At 48.3% G+C, this 19,977-nt stretch carries 15 protein-coding genes; 7 read left to right on the top strand and 8 right to left on the bottom strand.

What is annotated here, in order from left to right; genetic code table 11:
- Positions 1–7: 7 nt before the first annotated feature.
- Positions 8–484: a disulfide oxidoreductase gene (locus tag ACUYLD_RS12085; RefSeq protein WP_254328931.1), complete on the bottom strand. Its 477-nt coding sequence runs from the start codon at positions 482–484 to the stop codon at positions 8–10.
- Positions 485–719: 235 nt separating this feature from the next.
- On the opposite strand from ACUYLD_RS12085, the gene ACUYLD_RS12080 reads away from it, so the two are divergent.
- Positions 720–1,346 carry a nitroreductase family protein gene (locus ACUYLD_RS12080; RefSeq protein WP_446675131.1) on the top strand — a complete coding sequence of 209 codons (627 nt, stop codon included), beginning with the start codon at positions 720–722 and terminating at the stop codon, positions 1,344–1,346.
- Between the two features lie 105 nt (positions 1,347–1,451).
- Here ACUYLD_RS12080 and mprF read toward each other — a convergent pair whose 3' ends face one another.
- A complete protein-coding gene (mprF, locus tag ACUYLD_RS12075) occupies positions 1,452–4,094 on the bottom strand; it encodes a bifunctional lysylphosphatidylglycerol flippase/synthetase MprF (RefSeq protein ID WP_446675130.1) in 2,643 nt (880 codons plus the stop codon).
- A 211-nt stretch (positions 4,095–4,305) separates the two neighbouring features.
- On the opposite strand from mprF, the gene ACUYLD_RS12070 reads away from it, so the two are divergent.
- From ACUYLD_RS12070 to ACUYLD_RS12060, 3 genes are all read left to right on the top strand, one after another.
- Entirely contained in the window at positions 4,306–5,076 is a 771-nt protein-coding gene (locus tag ACUYLD_RS12070; protein ID WP_235307066.1) for an AAA family ATPase, read from the top strand.
- A 238-nt stretch (positions 5,077–5,314) separates the two neighbouring features.
- Positions 5,315–6,517 (top strand): MFS transporter, encoded by a 1,203-nt coding sequence (locus tag ACUYLD_RS12065; protein ID WP_061831165.1) that lies wholly within the window; start codon positions 5,315–5,317, stop codon positions 6,515–6,517.
- 221 nt (positions 6,518–6,738) lie between these two features.
- Positions 6,739–7,791: a lactonase family protein gene (locus ACUYLD_RS12060; RefSeq protein WP_061831166.1), complete on the top strand. Its 1,053-nt coding sequence runs from the start codon at positions 6,739–6,741 to the stop codon at positions 7,789–7,791.
- Positions 7,792–7,911: 120 nt separating this feature from the next.
- Here the strand turns inward: ACUYLD_RS12060 and ACUYLD_RS12055 are convergent, their stop codons facing one another.
- Together ACUYLD_RS12055 and ACUYLD_RS12050 are read right to left on the bottom strand one after the other, a co-directional pair.
- On the bottom strand, positions 7,912–8,868 hold the full coding sequence (locus tag ACUYLD_RS12055; RefSeq protein ID WP_061831167.1) for an ArsR/SmtB family transcription factor: 957 nt from the start codon (positions 8,866–8,868) through the stop codon (positions 7,912–7,914).
- A 273-nt stretch (positions 8,869–9,141) separates the two neighbouring features.
- Positions 9,142–10,107 (bottom strand): hypothetical protein, encoded by a 966-nt coding sequence (locus tag ACUYLD_RS12050; RefSeq protein ID WP_250267296.1) that lies wholly within the window; start codon positions 10,105–10,107, stop codon positions 9,142–9,144.
- 404 nt (positions 10,108–10,511) lie between these two features.
- Between ACUYLD_RS12050 and ACUYLD_RS12045 the strand changes: the two genes are divergently transcribed.
- Both ACUYLD_RS12045 and ACUYLD_RS12040 read left to right on the top strand, forming a co-directional pair.
- On the top strand, positions 10,512–11,144 hold the full coding sequence (locus ACUYLD_RS12045) for an NAD(P)-dependent oxidoreductase (protein ID WP_061831169.1): 633 nt from the start codon (positions 10,512–10,514) through the stop codon (positions 11,142–11,144).
- Between the two features lie 33 nt (positions 11,145–11,177).
- Complete coding sequence (locus tag ACUYLD_RS12040; protein WP_446675129.1) at positions 11,178–12,896, top strand: NAD(P)H-hydrate dehydratase; 1,719 nt, start codon at positions 11,178–11,180, stop codon at positions 12,894–12,896.
- Here the strand turns inward: ACUYLD_RS12040 and ACUYLD_RS12035 are convergent.
- The gene (locus tag ACUYLD_RS12035; protein ID WP_446675128.1) at positions 12,880–13,374 is read right to left on the bottom strand and encodes a hypothetical protein; all 495 of its coding nucleotides are present in this window, start codon (positions 13,372–13,374) and stop codon (positions 12,880–12,882) included. The genes ACUYLD_RS12040 and ACUYLD_RS12035 overlap by 17 nt on opposite strands.
- 169 nt (positions 13,375–13,543) lie before the next feature.
- On the opposite strand from ACUYLD_RS12035, the gene ACUYLD_RS12030 reads away from it, so the two are divergent.
- Complete coding sequence (locus tag ACUYLD_RS12030; RefSeq protein ID WP_446675127.1) at positions 13,544–14,380, top strand: HAD hydrolase-like protein; 837 nt, start codon at positions 13,544–13,546, stop codon at positions 14,378–14,380.
- 184 nt (positions 14,381–14,564) lie between these two features.
- On the opposite strand, the gene ACUYLD_RS12025 is transcribed toward ACUYLD_RS12030, so the two are convergent.
- The 3 genes from ACUYLD_RS12025 to ACUYLD_RS12015 all read right to left on the bottom strand — a co-directional run bounded on the left by ACUYLD_RS12025 (position 14,565) and on the right by ACUYLD_RS12015 (position 19,867).
- On the bottom strand, positions 14,565–16,316 hold the full coding sequence (locus ACUYLD_RS12025) for a methyl-accepting chemotaxis protein (protein WP_446675126.1): 1,752 nt from the start codon (positions 16,314–16,316) through the stop codon (positions 14,565–14,567).
- Positions 16,317–16,481: 165 nt separating this feature from the next.
- On the bottom strand, positions 16,482–17,513 hold the full coding sequence (locus ACUYLD_RS12020) for a ribonucleotide-diphosphate reductase subunit beta (RefSeq protein WP_029517885.1): 1,032 nt from the start codon (positions 17,511–17,513) through the stop codon (positions 16,482–16,484).
- 20 nt (positions 17,514–17,533) lie between these two features.
- A complete protein-coding gene (locus ACUYLD_RS12015; protein WP_025723696.1) occupies positions 17,534–19,867 on the bottom strand; it encodes a ribonucleoside-diphosphate reductase subunit alpha in 2,334 nt (777 codons plus the stop codon).
- Positions 19,868–19,977 lie beyond the last annotated feature (110 nt).

The following is a 19,977-nucleotide window of genomic DNA, read 5'->3' as shown; positions in this document are numbered from 1 at the left end:
TTCATACTTATGCGAGTTCCTTTGCTTGTACCTCTCCTTGAGCTGATTTTTTCTCCTGACGCATGATATAACCCATGGCTGCAATAATAAGGATAAAGGCAATCAGTGCGAGAAAAGGAATGGTAATAAAATCGAACCAGTTCAGGTAATCCTGTTCACAGGATACTCTGCCGCAGGAAGTTGAAGTTTGCGCAGCTGCTTTGGCGGCTGCATGGATGCGCTGAATGATAAAGTGATAGGCTGAAATCGCGCCTCCAATGATAGCCAACGGCATGACATAACGGCGTATCTCCGAATCTCCTCGAAAATAGGCGATCCCGAGCAGAAGGGTCAGGGGATACATCAGAATGCGCTGAAACCAGCACAGCTTACAAGGCTCAAACCCCAAAATCTCGCTGAGATACAGACTGCCCAAAGTTGCCACACAAGCTACAACCCAGGCGGCAAACAAAGCAATATCCGTTTTTTTAAAAGATCCAATCATAGTAACGCTCCTTTTTTAATTCAAATGAGAACAAAATGAACTCACCCGTGTCTTGTCCCATCGGCAGGCATCTGCCGATATGTATGTCTTAATCCGTATTGTACTGTATTTTGAGTGCAGGGTCATACTTAAACATATTGACATCATTCACTATCATTTTTATAATTGCAGTAGTTTGGGAAGTTAATGAGGATTCAAATTAGATATATATTAAGAAATTAGGAGTGTGCCTAGAATGTCGAGCAGTCCAAAAAATGAAACTCTATCTACTATTAGTGAAAGACACGCGGTAAAGAGCTATGTTAAGGATTTTAAATTGCCAGAGGAAGATCTGGAGGCCATTTTGACTGCGGCGGTAGAAGCTCCTTCCGCTTGGAACCTCCAACATTGGAAATTCCTTGTCATCGGAAGCGAAGCGGACAAACAAAAATTGCTACCTATCGCCTACAATCAGGGTCAAGTAGCGGAAAGTTCCGTTACGATTGCCGTATTGGGTGATTTGGAAGCGAACCGCAACACCGTCATTTATGATCAAGCGGTAGAAGCAGGCGCACTGCCAGCAGAAATCCGTGACGCATTGGTAGGTCAAATCAACGGCGCATACCAAAATCCGCAAGTAGCTCGCGATGCAGCCATCCTGAACTCTGCTCTTGCAGCACAAAATATTATGCTGGCTGCTAAATCTTTGGGCTACGACACTTGCGCAATGGGCGGTTTCATTCCTGCACAATTGATTGAGCAATTCAATATTCCAGCACGTTACCTGCCAACTATGCTTATTAGCGTAGGTAAGGCACAAGTACCAGCGCGTCCATCAGGACGTTTTCCATTGTCTGAAGTTGTTGTAAAAGGCAGCTTCTAAGAAGATCTGTGAATATAAAAGGGTGTTCCTGCAACCGTTCGTGGTTGGGAACACCCTTTTATACGTTGTGTTAGGCTATTAAAGTTCCTGTTGTCAGCCCTTTGTTTAGTCCGATCGTTTGGACACGAGATAAACTAGCTCCAGCGTCAGGATCGGTAGAAAGACAGAAGCCGGATAGGCCAGATAGCGCGGTTCCCATTGGGGCTTGAACTTATCCTTAAAGCGCCGAAGCCCCTGAAAACCGTAAAAATGTCCCCCGTATTGGAAAACAAGTCGAGCCAGCTTTTCCTCGCGTAATGCCTTTTCGCTTTGTCCTACCTGGGACAGCGGTGCCATTCCCAGATTAAATGTCGTATATCCACTCTCCTTGGCCCACTCAATAACCCGTGTGAATAAATAATCCATCGTGCCATTTGGCGTGTCAGGCAAGTGACGCATCAGGTCAATGGAGACCGTCCGTCCATGATCATAGGCAGGGGCCATCGTAGCGAAAGCGATGACCTTCCCTTCAGAGTCCTTTAGCAATGCAATCGGAGCCAACTGAAGATAAGATTCTTTGAACCAGCCGAGTGAATATCCCTTCTCCTTGCGCCCGTCCAGCCAAATATTCGAAACATGCCGCATCTCTTCAATCAGTGACGCCTCGAGAGGCGGTTGGATGATTTCGAACGAGTAGCCCTCGCGGTCAAAGCGGTTTTTGGCGCTGCGTAGCGCCTGATTGCTTTTGCCCGTCAGTGTAAATGATTCCAGCGGCACCAGTGCTTCCTCGCCCAGTTTGAAAAAGCGATAGCCGTTCTCGTGATAGATGGACAAATACTCTGGCGATGCCTGATAAAATACAGCCGTCAACGCATACCGATCTGCGAACCGTTGGAATTCCTGAATGGCTTCACTTACACGTTCTTTTGGACCGAGTGGGTCACCTAATACAATCAGTTTGTCCCGGCTGCGAGCATAGGGAATGACGACCTGTTCATTTTTAGTCCAATACAGATATTTATCGCCCAAAAAAAGCATATGAGATACGAGATTACCACCCTGCCGTTTCAAAAATTCTTTTAGCTTATCCAGCTCTTGCTCGTCGGGTAGATTGGCGATGCTACGCTGAGGTCGAAGAAAGAAATACACCGTTAGGAATACCCATGCCAAAATCAGACTAAACACGGCGGTAACTCCGTAATCGCTGCGGTTCATAAAAAAGTCCAGATGGACCTTGGCATGCAAATGGCGCATAAAAGGAGTGTTGGAGCCTGCCCCAATGATAAAATAAGCCCCGGTTACGAGTAGAGATAATCCACCCCATATTAAAATGTTGTGCCGATTCAGCGGAGCACTGACCCGATAAAACCGCGAACGCGAGATCCATAGCATTAACGCCACAAACAGCAGGAATAAGGCTTCTTCAAAATCTAGCCCTTTAGTGAAGGTGAAAATAGCTCCTGTCAGCAGCAGTATCAATGTCAGCCGCAATGCTCTGCGAATACGCAGAGAGATTCCGTGGGACAGAACGACAAGCATAATCCCGATGATGACCGAGATTTCATGCGACAAGCGCATGACGGGCAGGCTGAGCAAATGCTCAGCAAAACGTAGCCGATATAACAGACCGGGCGTAGCTGCCGACAAAAGAAGCACCACGCCGGAGATGAGTACCAGCTTACCAAGCGCCCATACTCCTAGATCGGCCAAAAACCGGAATTGACCAGGCCAGCCCCATACCTTCTGCCAGGCATTAAGGGAGTAATCCCAACCCGTCTCAGCAAGCTGATTCAGGCGCTCGTTACGCGGAATCATTTCCAGCGCGGCTAATACCAAGCCGATGAGCCACGGGATGATGTAATAAAAGATACGAAAGACCAGCAGCACAGCCAGTGCCCGATCTGAGTTGGCTCCCGCCATTTGCAGCCCGAGCAGGGCGATGATGTCGAATGCCCCGACCCCTCCGGGTGCAAGACTGATCAATCCGGCAATCGCGGCTATCACATAAATGCCGAACACAGCATGGATCGGAAGTTCATGGAGCAAGTGCGAGCCGATCCATGCAAAGGTAAGGCCAGCCAGCAGCCATTCCAGCAGGGAAGCACTAATGGAAGCGGAGATAGTGGACCAGGAAAGCTGTCCTTCTCCCTTGTTGAACCATGTGGAGTACCGTTTGGAGCGCTGCATGATCAGAAATAGCGGCAGGTACAATGCCATTCCCCACAGCGCCCAATGAAGCCAAGGATGAGCATCCAGCACAGGCTGTACCGGATACAAATGGACAATGGCCCCCCAAGCCAGTAAAGATAGTCCGGTAATGACGACCGGCGAAAGAAACACGACGGCAGAGGTGATGACACCTAACGGCACACCGCTTTTTTTATACAGTACGGTGCGAAGTCCCGCTCCTGTAAAGCCTGCAAAACCAAAGACATTATTGAAGGTATTGGAGATCCACGCGTAGCGAAATGTCGTCCCAGGCTTGACCTGAAGCTTGAAATGATGCCTGATTACGTAATCGTACGCGCTCATAGCCGCCACGGCAGCCAGTGAGAACAAGCCAATTTCGATGAGAAACGTGGCATCCATTCGCCGCAGCTCATGAAACATACGCGCCAGATTAAAGTCATTTAGTTCTCGTCCGGCCTCCCATATAATAAAAGCCAGTACAGCCAACGGTAGCAGAATACGTGTCAATCGCTGCCTGTAGATGGTCATCAAGAACTGTACGATTTTAAAGGATTGGGTCGGTTTGTGATTTGACTTCATAGATTCACCTGCTTGAAAAGAATGAGATATACACGAAATAAAGTACTTAGAATTCATGCCCAATGAACATTACTATACATTATACCTACAATAATCGCTTGAATAACAACAGAAGGGTTACGAAATGGGATTTCCAATTGATTGCTGTAAATAATTCCAATATAATGATGGAAAACCTAGTGAATTGCTTGGCAATGGAGCTGAACTGGACATGAGTATATGGGACCGCAATCTTTTCATACGTCGCCTGGAGCTGATTTGGCCTCCAGATGCTGACGAGAGCCAATATCCGTTTAACTTAAAAGCCCTGCACCAGTGGAACGAACTGAAATTCCATCCTTCCGTCACCTATATTATTGGAGAAAATGGCGTAGGTAAATCGACGCTTATGGAGGCAATCGCGGTCGCGTGGGGATTTAATCCAGAGGGCGGTACTAAAAATTTCAATTTTTCTACACAAGCCACGCATTCCTCACTGTATGAGCATATCCGGCTGGTGAGAGGGGTGGAAAAGCCAAGGGATGGCTTCTTTTTCCGGGCGGAGAGCTACTATAATGTGGCGACTCACATCGACGAGCTGGATCGAGAAGGAGGAGGGCGACCGATTCGAGATTCCTATGGGGGTAAATCGCTGCATGAGCAGTCGCATGGCGAGTCTTTTTTTGCTGCCTTTGTGCATCGGTTTAGAGGACAAGGATTATATATTTTGGATGAACCGGAAGCTGCATTATCGCCTTTGCGCCAGATGGCCATGCTTGCACGGATTCACGAGCTGGTGCAGCAAGGCTCACAGTTTATCATTTCTACTCATTCCCCTATTTTGATGGCTTATCCAGATTCCATCTTGTATCATCTGACACATGAAGGGATCGACACCCCGACGCTGGAGGAAACTGATCATTTTATCATCACGAAACAATTTCTGAATAACAAGGAAAAGATGATAAAGGAGCTATTCGAAGATCCACAACAGGGATCGTAGGGACCGCCAGACCGTTCCAGAAATTCACCCTGGTCGTTCGTTGTGAGAGGGACAACATCGTTTATTCAGGTTGTTCCTTTTTGCTGTTTGCCAAAGGAAAGATTCAGGGTTATCGGAAGTATTTTATGATTGTTATTTGTCCCACACTCTATTAATATAATGGAGAGTTTTGCTGGAATGGTTGCAAAATAAGATTTTCGTATACGAAATAAAGAACCTGAGGAGGACAAAACGCTACATGTCAGATTCACAACAGTTGAAAATGGGACCGCTGGTCATTTTGATGATTAATATGTTTATTGCCATGCTGGGAATTGGCCTCATTATTCCGATCCTTCCCAAGTTTATGAGCTCCTTGGGAGGCAGTGGTGAAACGGGTGGTTATTTGGTTGCCGTGTTTGGCTTAACCCAATTCCTGTTTTCGCCGCTAGCGGGAGAATGGTCCGATAAATACGGACGTAAAAAAATGATTATTATCGGTTTGGTAATCATGACGGCGTCTTCTGTATTGTTTGCGATTGGGGAATCGTTAACCATGCTGTATATCTCACGTTTGCTGGGAGGTGCAGGGGCAGCTTTTATGATTCCTCCGATGATGGCCTATATTGCTGACATTACAACGGTCCACAATCGCGGTAGAGGGATGGGGTTGTTGGGTGCCGCCATGTCTCTTGGCTTTGTGATCGGTCCTGGTGTGGGCGGCTTGCTGGCAGATATCTCGATTCGTACGCCCTTATATGTTTCGGCGGCCGTATCGGGCTTAGCTGCACTGATTTCCTTGATTATGCTGCCCGAAACCTTGTCGCTGGAGAAACAGTTGAAGTTTCGGAATGTCAAGGTCAAACGGGACAATGTGATTAAACAGTTTGCCCTTTCTTTCCGCAAGCCTTACTTTATGCTGTTGATTATGATATTCACGCTCACCTTTGGATTGACGCATTTTGAAACGATGTTTCCTTTCTTCGTGACGGGCAAGTTTCATTACAATGAGCGTGATATTGCTATCATTATTACGGTAGGAGCACTGGTCGGAACCGTGATTCAAGCTGTGGTCATTAGTCCGATGTTGAATCGTTTTGGCGAAAAAGGCGTCATTATCGGTTCCTTTCTGTTTTCAGCGATTTCCCTTGTGCTTATGTTGCTCTCCGGCAACTTTTATTATGTACTCGGGGTATCGCTCATCTTCTTTACCGCTACGTCGTTGCTACGGCCAGCCATTAATACTGCTTTATCCAAAATGGCGGGGGATGAGCAGGGAGTTGCAGCCGGCATGAACAATGCTTATATGAGTATTGGTAATATTCTAGGACCTGCGCTTGCGGGTACATTGTTTGAGGTGCATATCAATTTGCCATACATTTTTGGGGCAGTCATTCTCATTCTTAGTTTGGGGCTGGCTGTAAAATGGAATAGCAGAGATACCCAAACCACAGCGGTTTAATATTGTATTTTTCGTAAACTTAGTCTCTTTTGGAGTGAACTGTGACGTTCTTGTGAACCACAGTTGGCGCCGAAGGAGGCTATTTTTTTGCATATATCGCGAAACGTTAATGAAACAACAGAATCTTGGGTAATAATGCATGATGAGTTTACAACAAGACAAATAGTAGAGCTAAAAGCCAGATAATATGTAAAAAAACAGCTAGAAGGAGATGAGAGCCGATGGAAGAGCGAAATGAGCAGTTATTTTATACAGGAACTTATGCGTCTCGTCAGGAAAGAGGAATATATGTATGTACTTTGCATGTGAACAATGGTGATCTGCGCATGGTTGGAGGTGTGGAAGGAATTGAAAGGCCTTCTTTTCTGGCGCTACATCCGGATGGGACGAAGCTGTATGCTGCCAGTGAAACAGAAGAAGGCGAGCTGTATGCATATCAGGTGAATGCCCAGACGGGGGAATTACACCCTTTGGATCGAAAAGGGACGGAGGGAGCGCATACTTGCTATGTTTCCGTAACAACCGATGGACGATATGTGCTGGCTTCCAACTATTCAGGCGGCAATGCCGTTGTGTTCCCTGCGACGGAAGCTGGAGGATTAGGAGACATGTCGGGGCAAGTTCAGCATACTGGCTCAGGTATTCGCCAGGACCGCCAGGATGCGGCACATCCGCATTCGATTATTCCAGATCCTTCAGGACAGTATGCCCTGGTATGTGATCTGGGACTGGATCAGATTGTGGTATACCGTTTGACAGAGGATGGAAAACTGGTGACCCATCGTGAGACAGATTTGCCACCTGGTTCTGGACCGCGTCATCTGGTTTTTCATCCTTCGCGTCCATATGCTTTTGTCGCCAATGAGTTGAACAATACAGTCGCTGTGTTTAGTTATAACGAACGTAATGGTGAGCTTACATTGTTACAAAGCCTGTCCACACTACCAGAAGGCGTTATAAATGTAGAAAATACAGCAGCCGATATTCGGATTACGCCCTGTGGACGCTTTTTGTATGTGTCAAACCGCGGCCATGACAGCATCGTGCTATACCATGTCGATCTGGACAGCGGCAAGCTGAAGACGGTGGAATGGGTGGAAACCTTGGGCAGCACACCGCGTAACTTCAACATCTTGTCCGGTTATTTGGTAGTAGCGAATCAGGATGGAAACAACATCGTATCTTTTGCCATCCATAGTGAGGATGGACGCTTGACCCGAACGGGATATGTGCTGGAGGTTCCTTCACCTGTATGTATTGAACCTATACGCTAATCGCATAGCATGTAGCAAAAGAGTACGATATAAGTAGATGAAAAAATAAAACACGGCGCTTTGTTTCCCATGAAAGGTATGGGCAAAACGCCGTGTTCAGGTCTTGAAGTGGCCTAAAAACTATTTGCTAGTATCGCCAGCTTCTACCGTTACTGTTTTGGTATGATTTTCTGCATGTTTGTAGTACAAACGGAACAGGATGTCCTGATTGTAGTTACCAAATCCGGTACCGAACAGAGTAACCCCTCCAACATGCTGGGCATCATCCAATATGGCAATACGGAATTTCCATTGCTTCTGATCAATCAGCACTTGGCTTAAAGTCACGTCGGATATCTGCTTGCCATCCATAAAGGTACCTTCTGAGGTAACGCGAAGTCTTTTAAGGAGACCATATTGATTGATAAAATCAGGCCACCATGCAGGTGTGTATTTACCCCGGTTATCCCCGAAATCCCCTGGGCTGGTCCATGTACCCAAATTCACATCATTTAGGAAAAAAGTGATATCTGAAGGCCAATTATCATTGGTAAAAGGGGCCTCGGATGATAGTTCCATCGAAATTTCCAGTTCCTCAGCTTTTTGACTGGACAGTAGGAAATTCGGCACCTTATAATCCATATATCCTTGGCTGAACCACAGAATTTTGGAATTGAAGCGCTCAGGGTCCAAGAACGAACGAGGCTCATCGAATTCACCAATGATCTTTTCGACGGTAGCCAGTCCGCAGGTCGCCTGTATTTCAAAATCTGTAAAGTGTCCCACAGAAATCTCCGTCTGATGGAATTGTCGTACATCCTGCTGGTAGCGTGGCATGGCGATTTCAATTTTGTCTGTAGCCAGTGAGCACACTTTCTGTACTCCGCCTCGCCCAGGCAGCATTTTGGTCGAAATAATGGACGCTCTCTCCAGTTTCTTGACATGCATCGTCATAATCGCACTGCTGAGCCCCAACGCTTCCGCCAGCTCACGTATATTCATAGGCTTCTCCGCAAGCAGAACAATCATGTTTAGCCGAACCTCACTGGCCAGCGCTTCATAAACGGGAAGTGATTTTTCAGAAATGTCCAGTTGCATAGTTCCTCCAATTCTAACGCACATCATAAATTGATGGTAGTTTAACATATATGGATTTTTTTCAATATTCATACATAAAAAACGATATGATTTACATTTATATAAACAATATACCCTTTCCTTGATCACTGGCACAAGCCTAACCCCTCAAAAAGCCAAAAATTGTTCAAAAAACAGGACACCCCATAATCTCCTTCTTTGTTGTTGGGATGTCCTGTGATGGTATGTGATTTGCAGGGTGGATACGGGAATAGAATCCTGTGCCATTGGTGTTTAGGACCGAATATGTTCTTCTGCCAAAGAAGAGTCAGCCGTTTTATCTTTATCTGCTGCGTGTAAATCCTGATGTTGAGAAGCATCTGCCTTGATCAAGCCGGGATGACCAACATAAGGACGATCACTGCGCGAGCGGCCTCGGGTAAGTCGGAAGCCAATCAAAAACAGCACAAGCTGAACAGCCAGTATGTAGGGAGATGCTTCCGGTCCGATCCATTGAAACAGAGCGACAGCGGCGATCACTAAGCACAACAGGCTTGTTGGAAAATGGGATGCCGTCACGTCCAGATCATTTTGCCTACGTAGGGTCATCAGCCGGTAAACATACAATAGGGCGATCAAGCCGGAAACGAACCTCATCCATGCACACCCTATGAGCCATGAGGCAGATTGTGCAGTATCGGGCAGACTAACATCGACATGGCTGGAGGCTATCAGTTCCATAACCAGCCTTGTGACCAACCAGACGATTCCTGCCAGCGCCAACGGACCAGCTGCTGGGCGCAATAGCTTCCACAATGCTGTTCCCCAGCCCGGAGCATGAGATTCCAGCAGAACAAGACGCCGTTCCTCGATGAGTTTGTTCATTTCACGCTCCAGTGATTTGAGAAGCAATTCTCTGCGGAATGTGTCACACTCCCGAAGGGATGCTTGAACCTGCTCTTGAAGGTGAGGGGTCAAATAGGGAGCAGCTTTGGCTTCCTGAAGAGCGTGGATGAGTCCGTTCTGGTACTGCTTTTCACTGTTATTGAACCCGTTCTGGGTAGCGGTTTGGAGACAACCAGCTAATCGTCCATAGATACGCAGCGATTCCTGTAATTCTTCCAGCCGCTGCTGACGTGAATTTCGAAGCTGGGCTGCACTGTGAACATACAGCCATACCAGCAAAGACAACGCCAGCAGGAAGGCAATCAGACCGGGTGAGATATATGCGGCTAACGCCGCGAAGTCCGTCGGGGACACCCGCAATCCCTCCTTCCATTGTTCTTTCTACACTATTGCACAGACCATACAGGCATTTCAAGGGCTTGTATCCCTTTGACCAGGATATATGAAGTATTTTTTGGTAAAATAGACAAGATTACAAGCAGGAGGAGATTCGGCATGGATAAAAATGTAGAAATTGCAACAGAACATTATGAGACATCGAATCAACCGTACGGGCAGCTTTGTGACGCTGATCGCGGATAAGCCGGTCGACCGCTTGTATGCGCAATTCGGCGTCTAATGGGTCAGTCCGAGGTCGGAAGGGATGTACTGGCGACAGCCGGGGGGACTGTAAGCTGACATGCTTTACGGGTTTAAGCTGGACATAAAACGGATAAATAACAGTAAGTAAATTATAGACAGGAAGAGGGCACATTTATATGAAAGTTATTATTTTCGGAGCAACAGGAACCATTGGCCAAGCGTTAGTAAAGGAAGCAATCAAGCGTAAGTATGAAGTGACGGCGGCGGTGCGCGACCCGCAACGTGTGACGGAGCAAAGTGAATATTTGACGGTGGTTCAAGCGGATATTCTAAATCCGAATTCCGTTACGGATGTGGCCAAAGGGCACGATGCTATCATTAGCGCATACGGTCCCAAGTTTGGAGAAGAGGAAGAACTGCTCGAAGCGACTCGTTCTTTGCTGGAAGGAACTCGGCGTTCCGGCGCGGAGCGCATACTTGTCGTTGGCGGAGCGGGAAGTCTGAAAACAGAAAACGGTGAACGCCTCATGGATACCGCCGAGTTTCCGGAGGAAGTGAAGCCACTGGCGGCTGCCCATGCAGATGCACTGGAGCTGTACCGCGCTGCGGATGTAGACTGGACCTATTGTAGTCCTGCCGGAATAATTGAATTGGGAAAACGTACAGGACAGTTCCGTATTGGTTTGGATCATTTGGTGGTTGACGAATTAGGCCATAGCCGTATCTCGGTCGAAGATTATGCGGTAGCCCTGATTGATGAGTTAGTAGAAGGGGAGTTTGTCAATTCCCGTTTTACGGTTGGATATTAATAAGCAGGGATAGCTATACGGGAGGCGAAAAGCATGTATATGGTGACCGCCGAAGAAATGCGAGAATTGGATCGCTATACAATTGACAAGCTGGGTATTCCGGCCCTTACCTTGATGGAAAATGCCGGGCGCGCGGTAGCTGACGAGGTGTTGAAGCTATGTGCCGAAAGAAGTGGGAAGAGCAATGGCGGCGGCTACTCAGTAGGCACTGCTGATCTAATACGTGGAAATGATCGTGTTGAAGTGTTGGGGTCGCAGTGGACAGAAGAGGTTACACACACAGGACCAGGGGATATAACGGGACATGACGGTGTTATACGGACAGAGACGTGGAGTCAAGGACGACATGACTTACGGGAACGAGAACACTGGTATATCCTCGTAGGCAAAGGCAACAACGGTGGTGACGGGCTGGTGGCAGCCCGTCATCTGACCGATGCAAGGCTACGCGTCACCGTTGTGTACGTCGAGCCGCCAGACATGCTACGCGGTGAAGCGGCTGCGCAACGCGATATCATCGCGGCTCTGGGTATCCCGGTGATTCTCTATGGCCGGGATACCCTCGACCTGCGCGGCGCCTCCGGCATCGTCGATGCCCTGCTGGGCACGGGCACGCAAGGTCCGCCGCGCGAACCCTACGCCTCGCTGATCCGCGAGGCCAATGCCAGCGGCGCGCCGCTCGTGTCGGTAGACGTGCCTAGCGGCCTCGACGCCGACACGGGTGCGCTGCACGAGCCGTGCATTCGTGCGCGCGTCACCGTATGCCTCGCCTACTTGAAGCGTGGGCTCGTCCAATATCCGGGCGCCGGGACCGCAGGCGATGTGGTGGTGCGCTACATCGGTATTCCACCCGGCCTTGCCCGTGAGTGCGGCGTGCAGCTGCGGCTCTTGACCCGTGACACGCTGCGCGCTGCGCTGGACGTGGATGTAAGCCGCAGCCGCGTGCCGGACGGGCACAAGGGCACCTACGGCCATGTTCTCGTCGCGGCCGGAAGCCTGCGCATGAGCGGCGCGGGCTTGCTGGCCGCACGTGCAGCCCTGCGCATCGGTAGCGGCCTTGTCACGTGGGCGGTGCCCGAGGCGTTGTTGCCGCGCGTCATTGGCGCCGCGCCGGAACTGATGCTCGCTGCCGCCGCAGCAGGCGGAGACGGCGAATGGAATGCCGACTCCGCAGACGAGCTGCTACAGCTCGCGCAGGCACGTGATGTACTGGCTGTCGGCCCCGGCCTCGGCCGCTTTGCAGGGGACACCGGCTGGCTGCGCCGCCTGTGGGAGGAATACGGCGGTCCGCTCGTGCTTGATGCGGATGCCTTGAACATCCTCGCCTCGGCGGGGCCTGAGCTGGAGGCTTGGAAGCCGAGAAGTGCGGCGGTCGTACTAACGCCGCACCCCGGTGAAATGGCTCGTCTGCTGGGCATACCGACAGCAGAGGTGCAGCGTGACCGCATCACCCATGCCCGGGAGTACGCCCGAACACGTGGGGTCACGCTGGTGCTCAAAGGAGCGCGTACCGTCATCGCTTGTCCTGACGGAACGGCCTACGTCAATACTACAGGCCATGCTGGGATGGCGACAGGCGGTGCGGGCGATGTGCTAACAGGCATCATCGCAGGTTTGCTGGCTCAGGGCTTGAATGCTTCGCAGGCAGCAGCTTTTGGCGTGTATCTGCATGGTGCGGCTGGAGAAACAGCCGCACGTCATCGCCAGCATCCTGCCTCTGTGATCGCAGGCGACATTATTGAAGCCCTATAGGCCATAGCAGCAGTGGCAGGAGGAAGGCCAGCATGATCTGTAATCCATATTCACGGTTCAGCCAGTACCTTCCTCCATAATACAGCAGTGTAATCCCTGCACCTGCTATGCCGTTGCTCCATAAAATGCCCGTTCCAGCAGGCGACATCAAAGAACCTAGTAGGAGAAAGACACTGAATCCTGCAGCGAGGTATAGGGTGAGCTGCTCGGGCTTGCGAAGCCAGGGTAAAAGATCGCGTAGCGCATCAGCGGCAAGAGCGGCAGGAAGGGCAAAACCATAGGCCCACAGCTGCGCGGTCAGTTCACCACTATTGCCTGCTATAGTCAGAGGAATCCCTGTTATTTCCTCTGTCAGATAGCAATAGATCCATAAGAGACCAAAAACCAATCCTCCACAGGCCAGTTTATTCAGCGCATAACAACCAAGCTCCATCCGCCAAGGCATTTTGGAATTAAATTCATTCCAAGGCTGTCTCATATTGCGACTCCTCCTCTGATCACACTCGGTATTCACAACCAATCAAGGAATTTATTTTCAATTACAATCCGCTTACCGTTTACGACATTTCAGTTTACGTTAGCTGTGTATCATGTTCCTAAGCAAAATAAAGATTGCGGTAGCCGCGGTACGGAAAGGCGGGGATTGCATGATACAGGCGGTTATTTTTAATCTCGAAAGTACATTGTTAGACCCCGGAGGACGAGGCTTAACCCAGGGAATGCGTGACATTTTCAGATGGAAAGGTATACAGGTAACTGAAGAACAGGTATCTCATGGGCGAGGAATGCCGATCCGGGATCATATTGCGAATGTGCTGGGACTTTCAGAGGTTCGGAAAAAATGGCTGGAGTGCTTTGGTGCGCATCCTGGCAGAATGGATATTGAGCATATTTATCTCGAGCTTGTCCCTGTTCTCCGCTCCTTGATCCAAGGGGCTGAGCCTGCTATCGGTATAGACAGGGCGCTGCAGGAGTTGCAGGATCGTCGCATTCAGTCAGGTGCCACTGCATCCTGTCCGATGGAGATGCTCAGTCACGTATTTACGCCTGCACAGTCACCCTATACGCTGGATTGTATGGTAGCCCCTTGTGAAGTTTCGCAGGGGAGGCCATATCCGTGGATGATCTATGAAATTGCACATCGCTTGCAGGTATTTCCGCTGAGCGATATTGTGAAAGTAGGAGATACAGCAGCGGATATGCAAGAGGGACGGAACGCCGGTGTATGGACGATTGGTGTCTTGAACCATAACGAAAGCGTGACGACCGCAACTCAAACGACCAGCCATGAAGCAGACGACAGAGTGGCTGAGGAACGGGGCAGACAGAGTGTATATGGTTTGAAAAGGGCAGGAGCCCACATCGTGATGAACTCGGTCGCTGACTTGCCGCGTATTTTGCGTGAAATCGAAATGCTCCAGCATACGGGAGGCTATCCTTCTTATACGAAACAGGTGAAAACAGCGGCGCTACCTCCATCATAAGAATGGGTATGATTCTGGGTTGCTTGAATACACACTTCTAGGTTATATGTATGCACCTACTCGGATAAAGGTGAACTCTGCTCGGCTTTCAAAACATAATAATGGAGCATTCGCTACGTTAGCGAATGCTCCATTTTAGTTTACTTCTTTTCATTCAGTTGAATCGAATCCAACATCATATTTACTATTCAGCGTTTTTTACCCGGAACTGGTCGGCATGACGCTGCAGATTGTTTGATAGTGTAGTGAGATTGCGGGCTACTTCGGATAGTTCTTTTACCGCTAGGGCCTGCTTCTGGGCGCTTGCTGATACATCTTCTGTCATTCCGGCAGTCTGCTGTGCCGCGCTGGCTGTGTGATTTAAATGTTGATCTACGCTGTGACGTACCTCTTGCATCTCTGCCGTCAATTGAGCTAGATGTGCGGCTAACTCCTGAACTTCCTGTGAAACCTCGGTGACTTTGTCAACAGACTGTAGACATACCGAAATTTGGGTTTCTTGTTCGTTGACGGTCTTTATGTTTTCATCAAATTGATCACCCATTTGCTCAATTTGCTCAACAAAGCTTCTTAAGATTTCATCGATTTCCCGAATCGATATGGCGGATTGCTGTGCAAGTTGTCCCATTTCATGAGCGACCACAGAAAAACCCTTGCCAGCTTCGCCTGCACGTGAGGCTTCAATAGATGCATTAAAGGACAAAATTTGCGTCTGCTTTACGATGCCCTGTACTTGCTGACCGATGTTAGCCGCCTCGCGCGATTTTTCGGTTAATGCGTGTGACATACGCTGCATCTGCTTGATACGCAGGGCGCTTTCTCGTCCTTTTTCTAATAACAGTTCATGCTCACTGGCTACCTGATTACGAACCTCATTGAGATGATGGGCCGTATCCGTAAATTGTTGCACATGGCTTCCGACTTCATCCAGCGTTTGTCCTAATCGGTCAGATTGTTGAACCGATTCCACTGCTTGATCCGCTTGGTTAATAGAGACATCGGCAATTTGCTGGAGTGTACGGGACAGTTCCTCAGTTTGGTGGAGTGTCCCCTCCGTTGTCACGACGATATTCTCTGATGCATGCTGGAGTGTGCTAGAACTGCTTTGAATATCCACAATCATATTGGACATGGCTTCCACCATTTTGTTTGTCAATTTGCTAATTTCGCCTAACTGATCATATGTTACTTGCGACGATGTAACCGTAAGGTTGCCGTCGGCTACTTGCTCCAGTGTATTTTTAATAAATCTCACCTGACGCAGTATACGCCGGGTTACCAGCATCATAGCCGCAATGGAGATGATCAGAATGATGGAGATAACAGGAATAACTAATCGGTAGGCCTCGGGCAAGGTATGTTCGTATACTTCAGTCACAGAGGACAGGGATCTATCGATTCCCAAATAACCAATGATGGTTCCATCAGTATCCTTAATGGGAGTAAAGGAGGAAAACATCATCCCCCACTCAGGGTCCGTTGTAATATCTGTAGTCACTGTTTCCCCTTGTTTCAATTTCTCTTCCGTTTCTTTAAGGGTAAAACTTACAGGAGTTCCGAATGGACTGTAGTCTTTGTCGTCCCATGCGGCTCCATCCACCGTAATTTTCCACTCATTGCCCACACGGTTGTACATATAGATGTACAGGATTCCAGTTTGCAGCCTGAGCGTATTTAACTCGTTCCGAAGCTGCTTATACTCGCTGCTTTGCTCAGATGAATCCGTATTTAAGCTCTTGACTGCGGATTTGTCCAATAGCTGGGCCGTGTTCTTTGCCAGCGTTTCATTGTTTAGCTGCATGGTTGATAGAGAAGCATTCTGGATGGATTGATTGGTCGTCCACAGAACAATGACGCCAATCACTATTAAAGGAATGAGCAAGATGAAGTAGAGTTTGGATTGTAATCCCATTCTTTTTTTAACGCTGCTTTTCATAATATGCTCCTTACTATGTTTTTTTCACCTTCATATATATCGTGTACAAATAGGAAAATATGAATAGTTATTCAGATGTTTCATGATTTTTTTGCGTATTTGCGTAAATTCTCATGAAAAAAGCCTTAGCCCGGTAAGTACCGAGCTAAGGCTGTATCTTATGACTTACAAATCGTCAAATCCGTTGTCATCTCCGACCTTGCCATAATTGCGTGATTTTGCTTCAAAGAAGTCCGTTTTTGTCGCATTCAGCGCTTCATCTGAGAATGGTTTGATCCAAGGCATACAGTTTACATCTACGCCTTCGTACGCTTTGTCCATACCAAGCAGTCTCAGGCGCATATTTGCCATGTATTTGATGTAATCGCTCAGCTCGTTCAAGTCGATGCCGCGAACCTCTTTGAGCGTATAATGCGCCCAATTCGTTTCGAGCTCCACAGCTCGGTCAATCATACGATAGACATAGTCCGTATTTTCCTTGGTATTCAGCTCAGGGAAATCGGACAATAGCTGCTTGAACACTTCGGCGAAGAAGTAGCAATGCTGATTTTCATCACGCTGAATATACGAGATCATTTGGCTGGTTGCCATCATTTTCTGATCACGGGCCAAATTGTAGAAGAAAGCAAATGTGCTGTAAAAGAAAATGCCTTCCAAAATCAAATCGGCTACCATCGCTTGGAAAAAGGTTTGTGGGTTCTGCTCATCGCGGAACTCCTGATAAATATCCGAGATGAATGTGTTACGCTCCAGCAGGACAGGATCGTTTTTCCAGTATTCAAAAATTTCCTTCTGTTCCTGATCTGACACCAAAGAAGACAGAACGTAGGAGTAGGACTGGTTATGCACCACTTCCTGCTGCCCGATAATTGCTGAAATAGCTTCCAGCGAGGAATCGGTAAAATAGCGTTTTACATCCCCGACAAACATTGTTTGCATCGAATCCAGCACAGCCAGCAGGCCGATGTTAATTTTGAAGGTGCGCTGTTCTTCGGCATCCAGCACAGGGAACTGGGACGCGTCCTTGGACATCGGAATTTCATCTGGAATCCAGTGGTTCAGCAGCAGCACTTTATACAATTTGTACATATGCGGCATCCGAATATCGTTCCAATTCAAAATACCGGAGCTTTCGCCTTCAATAATACGGGTAGAGCGATTGGGCGCTTCCGTGTTAAAAATCTTCTGTAACTGCATGAGAGCTTCTCTCCTTTAGTTTAGGATGCGCAGCTATCACATTCTTCAATCGTCAGTGCGCGGCTACGTACATAATAGGTCGATTTCATACCTGATTTCCAGGCATGGATGTGCAGCTCTAAAAATTCAGTTGCTTTAATATCAGGCCGTACATACAGGTTAAAGCTTTGGCCCTGGTCAATATGACGCTGACGTGCAGAAGCCATGTTGATCGAAGCGTGTTGATCCAGCAAGAAAGCCGTCTTGTAGTACCAGATGGTTTTTTCGTTCAAATCCGGTGCAGGGTTAGCAATCTTGTAAGTTGTTTTCTCTTCATAAGAAAGCAGCTCGTACAATGGATCAATGCTGGCGGTAGAGCCTGCAATAATAGACGTGGACCCGTTAGGCGCGATGGCGAACAGCCATGCGTTGCGGACACCATTTTGTTTGACTTCTTCTGCAAGCTCGCTCCACTCGGACGTAGTGACAAATTTGCCTTCGCGTGTACCATCCGTATAGCCACGGGAAGTGAAATAGTGCCCAGTAGACCAGTCAGAACCCTCGAATTTGGCATAACGGCCTTTTTCTTTCGCTAGCTCCATGCTGGATTTGACTGCCAGGTAGTTAATTTTTTCATACAAATGATCGTTATAGGTTACCGCTTCATCGGATTCCCAACGGATACCTTCCAGTGCGAGTAGATGATGCAGTCCAAATGTACCCAGACCGACAGCGCGATATTGGCTGTTCGTATATTGTGCTTGCAGTACTTCAATGTTGTTGATATCAATAACATTATCCAGCATACGTACCTGAATCGGTACAAGGCGATCCAGCACACCTGCCGGAACCGCACGAGCCAGATGGATGGAATTCAGGTTGCACACCACAAAGTCGCCAGGAATTTTGGAAATAACGATGCGTGTTTGTCCGTCCTTGGTGACCAATTCTTCTTTTTCTACTACAGTTGCAGATTGGTTTTGCATAATTTCCGTACACAAGTTGGAGGAATATACCATACCATGGGCGCGGTTCGGGTTAGCACGGTTTACCGTATCGCGGTAGAACATGTACGGTGTACCTGTTTCCAGTTGTGATTTCATCAGGCGCTTCATGATGTCGATGGCAGGCACTGTAATACGAGAGAGAATGGGATGCTGTGACGCCTCCTCATACTTTTCGCGGAAGGTACCTGAACCGAAGGTTTCATCATAAAAATCTTCCAGGCCCAGTGGACGACCGTTGTCATCTTTCCAGCCCATGACCTTTTTCACTTCATGCGGACAGAACAGATTCCATTCACCCCGTGCTTCGACCCGCTCCATGAACAGATCAGGCAGACATACGCCATGGAACACGTCATGTGCACGCATCCGCTCGTCACCGTTGTTCAGCTTCAGGTCAAGGAACGCGAGGATATCCTTGTGGAATACGTCCAGATATACGGCAATTGCACCTTTGCGAGTACCCAATTGGTCTACGCTAACAGCTGTATTGTTCAACTGGCGAATCCACGGAATGACGCCGGAACTTGTATTTTTATGTCCACGGATATCGGAGCCACGCGCCCGTACTTTACCGAGGTATACGCCGATGCCGCCGCCCATTTTGCTAAGACGGGCTACATCCGTATTGGAGTCGAAAATGCCTTCCAACGAGTCGTCTACGGTGTCGATAAAGCAGCTGGAGAGCTGTCCGGCCACCTTTTTTCCGGCATTGGACATGGTTGGTGTAGCTGCTGTCATGTACATGTTGCTCATCGCCCAGTATGCTTCCTTCACCAGCTCCATCCGCTTGTCGGCAGGCTCTTGGTGCATCAGGTACATCGCGATGATCATGTAGCGTTCCTGCGGCAGTTCCATTACGCGTCCGTCAAAATCATTGGCCAAATAGCGCTCAGACAGCGTTAACAGCCCGATATAATCGAACAACAGATCATTTTTCGGCAATATGGAATCACCCAACTCATCAATCTGCTCCTTGGTATAGTAGTCGAGCAGTTCTTGACGGTAAATTCCTTTTTGGACCAAATCAGTGATCAGTGGATAAAAAGCACCGTAAGGCTCGTCCGCATAGGATTTATAACGGCGGTGAGTGGCCGCTTTTTTATACAAGGAAGTGAGCAAAGCACGCGCAGCGGCAAATTTCCAGTCCGGTTCTTCCTTACTAACCAATTCAAGTGCAGCCATCGCAAACGCGTTGCTAATGTCATCCCCCGTGACTTCGTCGCGGCGCAGTTTACTAGTTACACCACGGATGAGACGATCTTTATCCAGCTTGTCCAGCCCGCTGAGTACACGGTCGGCATATACGGAAATGCGTATTTCATCAAAAGCCAACTGGCGATTGTTTGGTTTGGTTACGAGTTGTGGCATAGGATTAATTCCTCGCTTTCCTGATTTGGAATCATACTTGGGAATAGGTATGAAAATGATCATAATGAGAAGATAATGGCGAAAAAAGCGATGGTCAGACAGCATTTGGG

Source organism: Paenibacillus sp. SER-28, from assembly GCF_052906305.1.
The sequence above is the reverse complement of the archived record's forward strand: the minus strand, read 5'-3'. Positions and strand labels throughout refer to the sequence as shown.